This window comes from Leucobacter sp. OH1287 (assembly GCF_003859945.1).
Taxonomy (GTDB): domain Bacteria; phylum Actinomycetota; class Actinomycetes; order Actinomycetales; family Microbacteriaceae; genus Canibacter.
Window position 1 is genome coordinate 203,878 of the sequence record NZ_RQYM01000001.1, and the last position, 12,723, is coordinate 216,600.

11 protein-coding genes are annotated in these 12,723 nt (G+C 59.8%); 4 read left to right on the forward strand and 7 right to left on the reverse strand.

The annotated features are described in order from the left end of the window. Positions 1–34: 34 nt before the first annotated feature. The 4 genes from gatC to dinB are packed head-to-tail and all read left to right on the forward strand — an operon-like array spanning position 35 to position 4,669. Positions 35–343 (forward strand): Asp-tRNA(Asn)/Glu-tRNA(Gln) amidotransferase subunit GatC, encoded by a 309-nt coding sequence (gatC, locus tag EII30_RS00870; protein WP_124885436.1) that lies wholly within the window; start codon positions 35–37, stop codon positions 341–343. Beyond that, the gene (gatA, locus tag EII30_RS00875; RefSeq protein WP_124885437.1) at positions 344–1,858 is read left to right on the forward strand and encodes an Asp-tRNA(Asn)/Glu-tRNA(Gln) amidotransferase subunit GatA; all 1,515 of its coding nucleotides are present in this window, start codon (positions 344–346) and stop codon (positions 1,856–1,858) included. It abuts the gene before it with no gap. A gap of 3 nt (positions 1,859–1,861) precedes the next feature. Beyond that, positions 1,862–3,361 (forward strand): Asp-tRNA(Asn)/Glu-tRNA(Gln) amidotransferase subunit GatB, encoded by a 1,500-nt coding sequence (gatB, locus tag EII30_RS00880; RefSeq protein ID WP_124885438.1) that lies wholly within the window; start codon positions 1,862–1,864, stop codon positions 3,359–3,361. Positions 3,362–3,391: 30 nt separating this feature from the next. After that, positions 3,392–4,669 carry a DNA polymerase IV gene (dinB, locus tag EII30_RS00885; protein ID WP_124885439.1) on the forward strand — a complete coding sequence of 426 codons (1,278 nt, stop codon included), beginning with the start codon at positions 3,392–3,394 and terminating at the stop codon, positions 4,667–4,669. A gap of 9 nt (positions 4,670–4,678) precedes the next feature. On the opposite strand, the gene EII30_RS00890 is transcribed toward dinB, so the two are convergent. The 7 genes from EII30_RS00890 to EII30_RS00920 all read right to left on the reverse strand — a co-directional run bounded on the left by EII30_RS00890 (position 4,679) and on the right by EII30_RS00920 (position 12,644). Then, positions 4,679–5,347 carry a DedA family protein gene (locus EII30_RS00890; protein ID WP_124885440.1) on the reverse strand — a complete coding sequence of 223 codons (669 nt, stop codon included), beginning with the start codon at positions 5,345–5,347 and terminating at the stop codon, positions 4,679–4,681. Positions 5,348–5,407: 60 nt separating this feature from the next. Next, positions 5,408–6,538 (reverse strand): 3-isopropylmalate dehydrogenase, encoded by a 1,131-nt coding sequence (locus tag EII30_RS00895; RefSeq protein ID WP_124885441.1) that lies wholly within the window; start codon positions 6,536–6,538, stop codon positions 5,408–5,410. Positions 6,539–6,583: 45 nt separating this feature from the next. Next, on the reverse strand, positions 6,584–8,239 hold the full coding sequence (locus EII30_RS00900; RefSeq protein WP_124885442.1) for an ABC transporter ATP-binding protein: 1,656 nt from the start codon (positions 8,237–8,239) through the stop codon (positions 6,584–6,586). Next, positions 8,236–9,105, reverse strand: a complete 870-nt coding sequence (locus tag EII30_RS00905; RefSeq protein WP_124885443.1) for an ABC transporter permease — start codon at positions 9,103–9,105, stop codon at positions 8,236–8,238. Before EII30_RS00905 ends, EII30_RS00900 begins: the two co-directional genes overlap by 4 nt. Continuing rightward, positions 9,102–10,055, reverse strand: coding sequence for an ABC transporter permease (locus EII30_RS00910; RefSeq protein ID WP_124885444.1), 954 nt, complete (start codon positions 10,053–10,055; stop codon positions 9,102–9,104). Before EII30_RS00910 ends, EII30_RS00905 begins: the two co-directional genes overlap by 4 nt. Before the next feature lie 10 nt (positions 10,056–10,065). Beyond that, entirely contained in the window at positions 10,066–11,577 is a 1,512-nt protein-coding gene (locus tag EII30_RS00915) for an ABC transporter substrate-binding protein (RefSeq protein ID WP_124885445.1), read from the reverse strand. 215 nt (positions 11,578–11,792) lie between these two features. After that, positions 11,793–12,644, reverse strand: a complete 852-nt coding sequence (locus tag EII30_RS00920; RefSeq protein ID WP_233569220.1) for a DMT family transporter — start codon at positions 12,642–12,644, stop codon at positions 11,793–11,795. Positions 12,645–12,723: the final 79 nt, after the last annotated feature.

A 12,723-nucleotide genomic window follows, 5' to 3' on the forward strand; every position in this document is an offset into this window, starting at 1 on the left:
TACCGTGAACAGTCCAATAGATAAGCGAGAGACTATGTCTAACGACAAAATAATTACCGCAGAGACAGTGACTCACTTGGCCGGTTTAAGCCGCATCACACTGACCGATGCTGAGACCGAGCAGTTCGCCAGCGACCTCGACAAAATTCTTGGTGCGATCGCGAAGGTTAGCGAGGTTGCCGGTGAAACCGTTGTGGCAACAAGCCACCCGGTTGCGCTGAGTAACGTCACCCGTCCGGACGAGGTGCGTGACGTGCTCACCCAGGAGCAGGCTCTGAAAAACGCGCCAGAGCAGCACGACGGTAAGTTCCAGGTGACAGCGATTTTAGGAGAAGAGCAGTAAATGAGTGAGATTATTAAGCAGAGCGCCGCCGAGCTCGCCGAGCATCTGCAGCGCGGCGAGTTGAGCGCCGTCGAAGTGACTGAGGCGCATCTTGAGCGGATCTCGAATGTTGACGGTGAAATTAACGCCTTCCTCGCTATCAACGATGACGCGGTTAAGACCGCAGCAGAGATTGACGCGAAGCGTGCCGCAGGTGAGCAGCTGCCGGAGCTGGCCGGTGTGCCGCTGGCGATTAAAGATGTTTTGGTGACGCGCGATATGCCGTCAACCTCCGGGTCGAAAATCCTGGAGGGCTACATGTCGCCGTTTGACGCAACCGTTGTTGCTAAGTCACGCGAGGCTGGTCTGGTGCCGCTCGGCAAAACCAACATGGACGAGTTCGCGATGGGTTCATCCGGTGAGAACAGCGCCTACGGGGCAACCAAAAACCCGTGGGACCTCAGCCGGATTCCCGGGGGCTCTGGCAGCGGATCCGCCGCCGCCATTGCTGCGTTCGAGGCGCCCCTCGCGCTCGGCAGTGACACCGGTGGATCCATTAGGCAGCCTGCTGCACTGACGGGCACCGTCGGCGTGAAACCAACCTACGGCGGTGTTAGCCGCTACGGTGCGATCGCGATGGCATCGTCGCTTGATCAGATCGGGCCGTGCACCAGAACGGTCCTCGATGCGGCGCTTTTGCACGATGTGATCGGTGGTTATGACTGGCATGACTCAACCTCGCTGCAGCATGACTGGCCTTCGATGGCGGCTGCGGCCAGGCAGGGTGCGGATCCGAGCTCGCTGCAGGGAGTGAAGATCGGCGTTGTGAAGGAGTTGCTCGCCGACGCGAGCCAGCGCGGAGTTGCTGAGGCCTTTGAGCGCGCACTCGAGCTCGCGGCCGAGCAGGGCGCTGAGATCGTTGAGGTTAGCGCGCCACACTTCGAGTACGCGGTTGCCGCCTACTACCTGATTATGCCCGCTGAGGTGTCAAGCAACCTCGCACGCTACGACTCGGTCCGCTTCGGCCTGCGGGTCACCCCTGAGGGCGGCGGAACCGTTGACGCGGTGATGGGCGCAACCCGTGCAGCAGGTTTCGGGGCTGAGGCGAAACGCCGTATTATTCTCGGCACCTACGCGCTCAGCGCCGGCTACTATGACGCCTACTACGGCAGCGCACAGAAGGTGAGAACGCTTGTGCAGCAGGACTTTAACAGCGCCTTTGCTGAGGTGGATGTGCTCGCTTCACCGACCGCGCCAACAACCGCGTGGAAGATCGGTGAGCGGGTTGATGATCCGATGGTTAACTACATCAATGACGCGACCACAATCCCAACCAACCTCGCCGGCATTCCGGGCATGAGCCTGCCGGTTGGACTCGCCGCAGAGGACGGGCTGCCGGTTGGTTTGCAGCTGATGGCGCCGCAGTACGCGGACGATCGACTGTATCGGATCGGCGCATCATTTGAGACACTTATTGCACAGCTCGAAGGTAAGCAGTTCTGGGAGCTAGCTCCAGCACTCGGAGAGGTTAAATAAACAATGGCTAAAGACAAAATCATGAATTTTGAAAAAGCCCTTGAGCTTTTTGAGCCGGTTATTGGTCTTGAGGTGCACGTTGAGCTGAACACCAAAACCAAGATGTTCTCCGCCGCACCAAACACCTTCGGCGGTGAAGCAAACACCAACGTCACACCGGTCTGTTTGGGGCTTCCCGGCACACTGCCGGTTGTTAACGAGCAGGCTGTGCGCTACGCAATCAGCCTCGGTTTAGCGCTCGGCTGCAACATCGCCGAGGTTTCCGGCTTTGCCCGAAAAAACTACTTCTACCCGGACATGGCGAAGGACTACCAGATCTCACAGTACGATGACCCGATCGCCTTTGACGGCTCGGTTGAGATTGAGCTGGCAAACGGCCGGGTTGTGCACGTGCCGATTGAGCGCGCCCACATGGAGGAGGACGCCGGAAAACTAACCCACGTTGGTGGTTCGACGGGGCGGATCCAGGGCGCAAGCCACTCGCTGGTTGACTACAACCGAGGCGGTGTGCCGCTCGTTGAGATCGTCACCAGGCCAATCTTTGGCGGGGAAGCAGACACGCCAGAGATCGCAGCGCAGTATGTCAGCACGATCCGCGACATCGTGAAAGCGCTCGGCATTTCAGACGCCCGCATGGAGCGCGGCAATATTCGCTGTGACGCGAACGTTTCACTCCGCCCGCGCGGCAGTGAGCAGCTTGGCACCCGCACCGAAACCAAGAACGTCAACTCGCTGCGCTCAATCGAGCGGGCTGTGCGGTATGAGATTCAGCGGCAGGCGCAGATCCTCGCGGACGGCGGTGAGATTCTGCAGGAGACCCGGCACTGGCACGAGGACACCAGCACAACCTCACCCGGCCGCCCAAAGAGCGACGCAGACGACTACCGCTACTTCCCGGAGCCAGATTTGGCGCCGCTCCGTCCAGCACCCGAGCTTGTTGCCGAGCTGCGTGACGCGCTGCCGGAGCACCCGACCGTTAGGCGGCGCAGGCTGCGCGACAGCTGGCAGTTCACCCAGCTCGAGTTCCAGGACGTTATCAACGGCGGTCTGCTCGACAGTGTTGAGGCAACTGTTGCGGCGGGCGTGAAACCGCAGGACGCACGCAAGTGGTGGACGGGTGAGATTTCCCGCATCGCAAACGAGCGCGGCGCAAACGCAGCGGATCTGATCACCCCGCAGCAGCTCGCCGAGGTGGTTAGCCTGGTCAGCGAGGGAACCCTCAACGACAAGCTCGCCCGCGAGGTTATCCAGGGGATTATCGCTGGGGAGGGCAGCGCGGCCGAGATTGTTGCGACTCGCGGCCTTGAGATTGTGTCAGATGATGGCGCACTGATCGCCGCAATTGATGAGGCGCTGGCTGCGCAGCCGGACGTGCTCGACAAGATCCGCGCGGGCAAAGTGCAGGCCGCCGGCGCGATTATCGGCGCGGTTATGAAGGCGATGCGCGGTCAGGCAGACGCCGCACGTGTGCGCGAGCTGATTCTGGAGCGCGCAAACCAGTAGCGTTTAGCGCTGAAACAGTCAGGCAAAAACATGCAGACGCGACAGCAGGGAACCCACAGCGGGCGCCCTGCTGCCGCTATTTTGCACGTTGATATGGACGCCTTCTTTGCTGCCGTGGAACTGCTGGAGCGACCCGAGCTGGTTAACCAGCCGGTTGCGATCGGACACAACAGCCCCCGCTCGGTTATTTCGACGGCGAACTATCCGGCACGCCGCTTCGGGGTCCACAGCGCCCTGCCAGTTGCGATAGCGCTGCAGCGCTGCCCGCGACTGCACCTGATCCCGCCGCACATGGAAAAATACGCGGCGGTGAGCAAACAGGTTTTTGCGCTGTTTGAGGAGTTCACCCCGATCGTTGAACCGCTCAGCGTTGACGAGGCGTTCCTTGACGTTACCGGATCCCAGCGGCTGTTTGGCGACCCGGTTACGATTGCCAGGCAGCTGCGGCAGCGGATCCGCGAAGAAACCGGCCTGGCTGCATCGGTTGGGATCGCATCCAACAAGTTCCTCGCGAAGATCGCCTCCGGGTTTGCGAAACCTGACGGGGTGTATATTATCCCGCTGGGCAGTGAACGCGAGTTTTTAGCGGATCTGCCGGTTAAGAAACTGTGGGGTGTCGGGCCGAAAACGCTGAAGCTGCTGGAGAGCCGCGCGATTAAAACGGCTGGGGATCTCGCCCTCACCCCGCTCGACACGCTGACGCGCCTGCTGGGTGAGAAGCACGCGAAACACCTGCACCAGCTGTCGCTGGGGATTGACGAGCGCGCCGTTGAGACGGAGCGGGAACGCAAATCGGTTGGGCACGAGCGCACCTTCGAGGTTGATATTGTTGACCGGCAGCAGGTGACGAAAACGCTGCTACGACTGTCCGCAAAAACCGGTGAGCGGTTGCGCGCGAAGGGACTGCGCGGCAAAACCGTTGCGATTAAGGTGCGCTGGGCGGGGTTTGAGACGGTTTCGCGCAGCCACAGTCTTGCCAGGGCAACCGACAGTACACAACAGATCTACGCGGTTGCAAGCGAGCTGTTTCGCGCCTGTGACAGGGGAGAGCCGATCCGCCTGCTCGGGGTGCGGGTTGAGCAGCTGACGGACGGCAGTGGTGAGGAGACGCAGCCGCAGCTGTGGTCCGATGTGTTTGCCGGGGTTGACGGCGGCTCTGGCATCGGCGCGGGTGGCGCGGGCGCGGCTGGCGCGGCGGGCACTGGATCCACCACCGACGCAGAGCAGTGGGAGCGGTTGGAAAAAACGCTGGACGAGGTTAACGCGCGGTTTGGCGGATCCGGCATCACCAACGCCGGGGCGCTCTAGCCGCTATGGCTACTGCTGTGCGCGGGCACGCCGCGCCCGAATCTTGCGGAACAGCCAGAAGCCAAGCAGCAGCACAACAATCCCGATCACCAGGTATTTGAAGGTGTCGATAAAGTGTGAAACAGCCTCCCAGTTCTCGCCGAGGAAATACCCGGCGAGGATCCACAGGGTGTTCCAGAGCAGCGAGCCGGAGGTGGTCAGCAGCACAAACTTTAGCAGTGGCATCCGCTCAATACCCGCGGGAATGGAGATGAGACTGCGAAACAGTGGCAGCATCCGACCAAAGAAAACCGCTTTGGCACCGTTCTTTTGAAACCAGGCAATGGTTTTTGTAACGTCAGAGCCGTCAACCAGCGGCAGTTTCTCAAACAGTTTAACGGTGCGATCGTGATCGATTGTGTAGCCGATCCAGTAGAGGAAAAGCGCGCCAACCAGCGAGCCGATTGTCGCCCAGATAATCGCGCTGACCGGTCCAAAACCACCACCCGGCTGGGCTGCGGTAAAACCGGCGAGGGGGAGCAGCACCTCGGATGGGATCGGCGGGAAAATGCTCTCAATAGCGATACCGATGCCAACGCCCGGCGCGCCGATCGCGTTCATCAACCCAACAATCCAGTCGGTGAAAACATCAAGCCAGTTTGAGGAGCTGCTGATTACTGTGGCTGGGTTGAGATACATGCTTACTAGATTACCGAGTAAACGCAATGAATCTGCTGAAAACAGTCCGGTCGGGCGGTTTTAGCCGCGACGGCTGGCGGGCAGGGTTGCGAGGGTGCTAACCAGCGGATCCGGAATCAACTCGGTATCGTAGTCACCCGCGGCGACGAGCTCGGCGATCCGCTGCCCAATCTCTGCGGTGTTAAGGCCCATCTCCGGCCCAGCCATCGCCTTCAGCTCACCAATTACGCGCACGGTTGCCGCCTCAATCGCAGCTGCGGCCTTGCCCTCACCAAGGTGGCCGAGCAGCAGTGACAGTGAAAGCACCGATCCGGCAGGGTTCGCCCAGCCTTTGCCGGCGATGTCCGGGGCGGATCCGTGAATCGCCTCAAACATGCTCGGGTGGGTGCCCTCAAGATTAACGTTTGCGCTGGTGGAAACACCCAGTCCGCCCTGGATTACAGCACCGAGGTCGGTGATGATGTCACCGAACAGGTTGTCTGTGACAACCACGTCGAAGCGTGCCGGATCGAGCGGCATGTGGAAGCACATTGCGTCAACGTGACAGTAGTCGACGCTCACCTCCGGGTAGAGTTTGGCGAGCTCGTTGACGGTTGTCTGCCAGAGTTTACCCGCTGCAACGAGCACATTGGTTTTGTGGCAGAGGGTTAGTTTTTTGCGCCGCCCAAGCGCCAGCCGGAACGCGTAATCAACCACCCGTTCAATGCCCTGACGGGTGTTTAGTGACTCCTGCATGGCAACCGCGTTGGGGGTTCCCTCGTGCACGGTTGAGCCCTGACCAACGTATGAGCCCTCGGTGTTTTCGCGGACAATCACAAAGTCGCAGTTTTCGGGGGTGACGTTCTTAATCGGTGTTTCAACACCGGGGTAGAGACGCACAGGCCGGACATTCGCGCTCTGCTGGAAATCCTGCCGCATCGCGAGAATATAACCGCGCTCGAGAATACCGGGGGTGACTCGTGGGTCACCCATTGAACCGAACAGAATCGCCTCACACTCGGAGAGCTCATCGGCGTAGTCGGCAAACAGTTTCCCGGTTTTAAGGTAGTCGTTTGCGCCGCCAGCAATGTGCCGCTTTTCGGTTGTGAAACCGAAGCGCTCCTCAGCCGCCTTGAGCACCGCTAATGCGCCCGCAACAACCTCGGGGCCGATGCCGTCACCGGGCATCACAGCAATTTTGTACGTGCGCATAACTCTCCTCGAATCAGCTTGTTTTGGGCGATAACCTAATCCATTTTAGCGGTGTTTTGCGGCCAACTCACCCCGGAGATTAAGCGAGGCAGCGAGCAGTTTTTGGGTGTAGCTGTGCTGGGGGTGAGAGAACAGCTTATCGGTGCTTGCGTGCTCAACAATTTCACCGTTGTAGACAACCGCGACCGTGTCGCAGAGGTTTTTGATCGTTGCAAGATCGTGTGAAACAATCACGAGCGTTGCCCCGGTTTCGGCGGTGAGCCTATCAAGCAGTCTGAGAATCTGCTCCCTAACCGAGACGTCGAGCGCGCTCACCGGTTCATCAGCGAGCAGCAGACTCGGTTTCGTGATCAGGGCGCGGGCGATCGCGATCCGCTGCCGCTGCCCGCCAGAAAACTCGTGCGGGTAGCGAGAAAGCAGCTCGTCTGCCGAGGCGTCGCCGGTGAGACCGACCTCGTGCAGCATGTCCGCTGCCAGCTGTCGCCTCTCTGCGCTAGAAACCCGATTCGGTTTCGCGGTCAGCGGCTCGGTAATAATGTCGAGAATCCGCATTCGCGGGTTGAGTGAGCTGTGTGGATCCTGGAACACCAGCTGTGTCTGTATCGCCGCCGCACCGTCCGGGGTGCGCAAACCGCGTTTAGTACGCTTTCCGCCGGAAAGCGGCTGCCCGTTAATCTCGATAGCGCCGCTGGTCGGGGAGTCAAGGCCCGCGAGCAGCCTCAGCAGCGTGGTTTTTCCGCTGCCGGACTCACCAACAATGCCGAGACGTGAACCCCGGGGGATTTCCAGGTTGATCCCGTTCAGCGCCACCTTCTCGGCGGCACGCTTGCGAAACATCACACCCGAGGGTTTAAACACCCGGCTAACGTCTCTAATACTAACCGCAGTCTCTGGCACGCTCGACAGCTTAACCGCTGGCCGCTCGTGAACGGTGCTCGCCGCGATCAGCCTGCGCGTGTACTCGTGGGCAGGATCGGTCAGCACCTGACTAACCGGGCCGCTCTCGACGATCCGCCCCTCCTTCAAAACCGTGACACTGTCGCACATCCGCGCGATAACCGCCAGATCGTGCGTCACAAACAGCAGCCCGGTGTGGTGGTCGGTGACAAGCGAACTAATCACATCCAGCACCTGCTTTTGCACGGTCACATCGAGCGCGGTTGTCGGCTCGTCACACAGCAGCAGCCTGGGGTTATTGAGCAGCGCAATTGCGATAATCACGCGCTGCCGCTGCCCACCCGACAGCTCGTGCGGGTAGCTCTTTAACGCCCGGTGTGGATCCGGGATATTAACCGCCGCAAGCATATCCGCTGCGAGCCGCAACGCCTCCGCGCGGGTTTTTGCGGTGTTGTGGATCAGCGCTGCCTCCGCGATCTGTTTACCCACCGTGTGAAGCGGGTTAAGCGCCTTCAGCGGCTCCTGGAAAACCATCGAAATGGCGTTGCCGCGGAGATGGGCAAGCTGTTTTTCGGAGGCAGTAAGCAGGTTGGTTTCGTGATCCGCAAAATAAATCTCGCCCGCGGTCGCAAGGTTGTTAGGCAGCAGACCAAGAATCGCCTTCAGCGTTAGGGTTTTACCGGATCCGGACTCGCCAATCAGGCCAACCCGCTCGCCGCTGCCAACCGAGATACTAAACCGGTCAAGCAGGGTTTTTTCGCCAGCCGTGATGGTTAGATCGTGAATCCTCAGCAGTTTGTTCACGGTCGCACCACCCGCCTAGCTGCGCTGCCCGCGCGTCTGCCGCCCGTGTTAGCGGCGGCGAGTCTGCTGTCGAGACGGTCGCGCAGGCCGTCACCGAGCAGGTTGCAGCCGAGCACGGTTAGTGCGATTGCGAGGCCCGGGAACACCGCGAGCAGCGGGTGCGTGCCGAGGAACTGCTGGGACTCCTGCAGCATCCTGCCCCACGACGGGGTTGGGGGAGGTGTTCCCAGCCCGAGGAAGCTGAGCGCCGCCTCCGCCAAAACCGCGATGCCGAAGGAGATGGAGCTCTGCACAAGCAGCATCCCGCTGATATTTGGCAGCACGTGGCGCAGCGCGATCCGCAGCGACGACTGGCCGCCGAGCCTCGCCGCCTGAATAAACTCAAAGTGCATAACCTGGCGGGTGCCCGAGTAGGCGATGCGGGTGTAGACGGGAACCGCGGCAATGCCGATCGCAACCATCGCGGTCAGTGTTGAAGCGCCGTAGACAGCGGTCAGCATAATCGCCAAAAGTAGCGCCGGAAACGCCAGCGCAACATCGCTTGCTCGGAGCAAAACCTCCGAGAACTTACCCGGGAACATACCCGCGATAATGCCGAGCGGTGTGCCGATAACGGCGGCGATTGAAACCGCAATAAAGCCAACCATCAGGGTTATGCGAGCACCGACGAGCACCGCCGAGAAGGTGTCCCTGCCGTATTTATCGGTGCCAAACCAGTGCGTCCCGCTCGGATTCTGCAGGCGATCGGCGGGGTTTGTGGCTGTCGGGTCAAAGGGCAGCCAAACAAAGGAGATCAGCGCGGCAAGCACAACCAGGCCGACCAGTGCGAGGCCAACAATCGCGGTGGTGTTTAGTCGTTTAATCATCGAACACCTCGCCTGCGCAGCCTGGGATCCACGAGCGTGTAGATCAGTTCAATCACGAGGTTGATGGCGAGCGTGAACCCGACCAGCACCATCACAATCGCCTGTACCGTTAGCAGGTCACGGTTCGCGGTCGACTCAACGAGCAGCGACCCCAGCCCGGGGATCACAAACACCCGCTCAATCACAACCGCGCCAACCAGCATCGCAGAAACCTGTACACCGGTCACCGTGATAATCGGGATTGCGGCACCGCGCAAAACGTGGCGACTAAGCGCCTGCATACTCGTTAGCCCCTTGGCACGGGCGGTTGTGAGATACTCCTCACCCAGCACCTCCAGCACCGCGGTTCTGATGTAGCGCGTCATAATCGCTCCCTGGATTGCGGCGAGTGACACGGTCGGCAGAATCAGTTTGCGCAGGAACTCAACCGGATCCGCCGCGGGAATCGTCCAGCCGTTCGCGGGCAGGATCTTAAGCTGCACCGCGAAAACCAAAACCAACAGGATTGCGGCGAGGAAACCGGGAACGGCGATGCCGAGCTGTGAAACCACGCTAATAACGGTGCCAATCGGGCGATTGTTTTTCAGGGCGGCGAGGATCCCGGCGGGCACCGCGATGAGAAGCGACAGCACCATCGCGGCGGCGACCAAAATCAGGCTCACCTGGGTGCGGTCGGCAATAACCGGGCTGATGTCCTGTCGCGTGATATAGGAGTTGCCGAAATCACCCCGCAGAATGCCTCCGATCCACTCAAAATACTGGATCAGCAGCGGTCTGTCGGTGCCGAACTCGGCGCGGGTTTTTGCGAGCAGCTCCGGGGTTGCGTTGATGCCGAGCGCGATCTGCGCCGGATCGCCCGGCAGCAGTCGCATAATCAGAAACACCGCCAGGCTCGCTGCAATAAACGAGACAGCGAACCTGGCGATGAGTTTGATAATGCTCAGCAGCATTTAATAAATGTTACTGCTTCCAGCGGAGTTTGCTGAGGTCGAGACCGGTTCTCACCTCGTCAACCGGGAAGCCCTCCAGATCAGCTTTCACAACCGCGAGGTTTGGCCAGAGGAAGAGCACACCGGATGCGGCATCGGTGAGAATTTGGCGGGACACCGCGCGCATGTTCTGCTTGTACTCCTCCGGATCAGCGGTTTTTGCCGCGGCAACCAGCGGCGCAATCGCTGAGTTGTCGTAACCGATGTAGTAGTCAGGGTTGTTGAACATGTTCAGCAGGTCACGCGGCTCAGCGTGGTTGATGGTTGTCATCTGGTAGTTCTTCTGGGTGAACACCTCATCAATCCAAACAGCCGGGAACTCAACGGTTTTAATCTCCGCGTTAATCCCCACCGCGGCAAGCTGCGAGGCAACAATCTCAGCAGAGGAGGTTGCGTAAGACAGGTTTGGCACGGTGTAGGTGATGTTCAGGCTCTCGTGACCGGCCTCAGCGAGCAGCTGTTTAGCGCGCTCGGGATCATACGGGTAGAGGTCGTTGAGATCCTCGTAGTACGGATCCGCTGGGGCAGCGAAGCTTTCAACGTGTGAGCCGTACCCAGCCCAGGCGGTGTCGATCACGGCCTGCTCGTCGATTGCGTAGAGAACAGCCTGACGGACGCGGATGTCATCAAACGGCGCCGCCTTGTTGTTCAACGACAGGGTCACCTGACCGCTTGACTCGCCGTTGATAACGGTGAAGTTCTCGTCAGCGTCGAACTTGCTGAGCAGCTCGGGTGCGAGCAGGTTAGCAACACCGTCAACATCGCCAGCGCTGAGCGCGTTGGTTGCCGCGATTGGATCCGCAAAATAGCGGAATGTCACGGAGGACACCTTAATCTCATCACCGTGGTAGTCGTCTCGCGCGCTAAACACGAGCCGCTCACCGTTAACCCACTCGGAGATAGTGAACGGGCCGGTGCCAACTGGTTTGTTGGCGAGATCATCAACACCGGTTTCAGTGAAGATAGCGCCAACCGAGGTGGTTAGATCAAACAGGAAGTCTTGTGAGGGAGTGGCGAGTTTCACCTTCACGGTGTTGTCATCGGCAGCGGTGACGCTCTCAACAACATCAAACTTCGCCTTCAGGCCGTTAACCCAGTCGTTTTTTACGCGGTTGAAACTGAACACAACATCGTTCGCGTCAAAGGTGTCACCGTTTGAGAAGGTGACCGCGTCCTTCAGCTCGAAGGTGTACTCGGTTCCGGCCTCGTCAGCCTCCCACTCAGTTGCGAGGCCCGGCTTCAACTCACCAGAGTCATTAACGGTGATGAGCGTCTCGTAGACGTTGGTCATCAGCGCCTGCGTAATCGGTGCACCGCTTGTGGATGTGAAGTCAAGATTGGTTGGCGCAGCAGACAGCGCCAGGGTGACAGAGTCGTCAGCCTTTTTGGTGTCTGTGCCGCCGCTTCCCGCGGAGCAAGCAGACAGGGTTAGAGCCGCGGTCGCAACCGCCGCAACGGTGAGGCTGAGCCTTGTTTTTTTCATATCACTTCCCTCAAATGGTCTTTAGCGGGCAACCTTAGAAGAAGTCGCCTGATCTATAAGGATAGTAAGTCTAACCATAAAAATCAGTTATAACAAAGCAGGTGTTAGAAAGTTACAGGTCAGAGCGGCAGGGGAGATTCCCGGCGGCGTGTCACTCGGCGTGTCGCTGAGAGCGTTGTCCTGGGCGTTGTTCAACGGGTTGCACAGCGCGAGTGCTAGTTGGTTTCTCGGCTGCTGTATTTTTGCGCCGCTGCGCCCGCGGCAACAACCATGGAGATCCCAATAATCTGCACAATCGACGGGGTTTGCGCTAGCACAATCAGGCCGACAATCACGCCAAACGCCGGCTCAATCGACAGCAGCGTGCCAAACGAGGTGTGCGACATTCTGCGCAGCGCCAGCATCTCCAGGCCGTAACCAACGACGGGGGCGAGGATCGCGATTCCGGCGGCGGCCGCCACCATCCACCACTCAAAATCACCCGCTGTCGCCTGGGCGATACCAAACGGCATGGTGATTAGCGCGGCAACCGGGAGGGTTAGGGCAAGACCGGTTATGCCGGAGAATTTATCGCCAACGTGCTGCGTCAAAATATTGTAGAGACCCCAGCAGACACCGGCGCCGAGCGCGAAGCCGACACCGACTGTGTCAACGGATCCGGTCCACGGCTCGGTTAGCAGCACAACGCCAACAAAGGCGAGCACCGGCCAGATCAGTGCCCGGCGATGTTTACTCATCAGGCCAGCGACGGTGAGCGGCCCCAAGAACTCGATGGCAACGGCGGTGCCCAGCGGGATCCGCTCAGCTGCCGCCAAGAACAGGGTTGTCATACAGCCGGTGACAACACCGAAAGCGAGCAGCGCGGGAATGTCTTTTTTGGTGATGTTGCGGATCACCGGCCGCACAAACAGCCAGAGCAGCAGGGCGCCGAAGCTGAAACGCAGCCAGGTGGTTCCGGCGGAACCGATCCGCTCAACCAGCGGGGCAGAAAAAGCGTTAGAGAGCTGCACCGCGAGCATCGCGGTAATCGCTAACAACCACGGTGGCACGTTGACGCCAGCACGCACAACCATTCCTTCCTGACAGTTTGGGCAGCTGGTGCCGACACGGGGTGGGCTTAGGCTGCTTTGCAAAACGGCAAACTAA

Excerpts from the sequence above, each read along its gene's own strand:
- gatC (WP_124885436.1), top strand. The coding sequence starts at position 35 with ATGTCTAACGACAAAATAATTACCGCAGAGACAGTGACTCACTTGGCC.
- gatA (WP_124885437.1), top strand. The coding sequence starts at position 344 with ATGAGTGAGATTATTAAGCAGAGCGCCGCCGAGCTCGCCGAGCATCTG.
- gatB (WP_124885438.1), top strand. The coding sequence starts at position 1,862 with ATGGCTAAAGACAAAATCATGAATTTTGAAAAAGCCCTTGAGCTTTTT.
- dinB (WP_124885439.1), top strand. The coding sequence starts at position 3,392 with ATGCAGACGCGACAGCAGGGAACCCACAGCGGGCGCCCTGCTGCCGCT.
- EII30_RS00890 (WP_124885440.1), bottom strand. The coding sequence starts at position 5,347 with ATGTATCTCAACCCAGCCACAGTAATCAGCAGCTCCTCAAACTGGCTT.
- EII30_RS00895 (WP_124885441.1), bottom strand. The coding sequence starts at position 6,538 with ATGCGCACGTACAAAATTGCTGTGATGCCCGGTGACGGCATCGGCCCC.
- EII30_RS00905 (WP_124885443.1), bottom strand. The coding sequence starts at position 9,105 with ATGATTAAACGACTAAACACCACCGCGATTGTTGGCCTCGCACTGGTC.
- EII30_RS00910 (WP_124885444.1), bottom strand. The coding sequence starts at position 10,055 with ATGCTGCTGAGCATTATCAAACTCATCGCCAGGTTCGCTGTCTCGTTT.
- EII30_RS00915 (WP_124885445.1), bottom strand. The coding sequence starts at position 11,577 with ATGAAAAAAACAAGGCTCAGCCTCACCGTTGCGGCGGTTGCGACCGCG.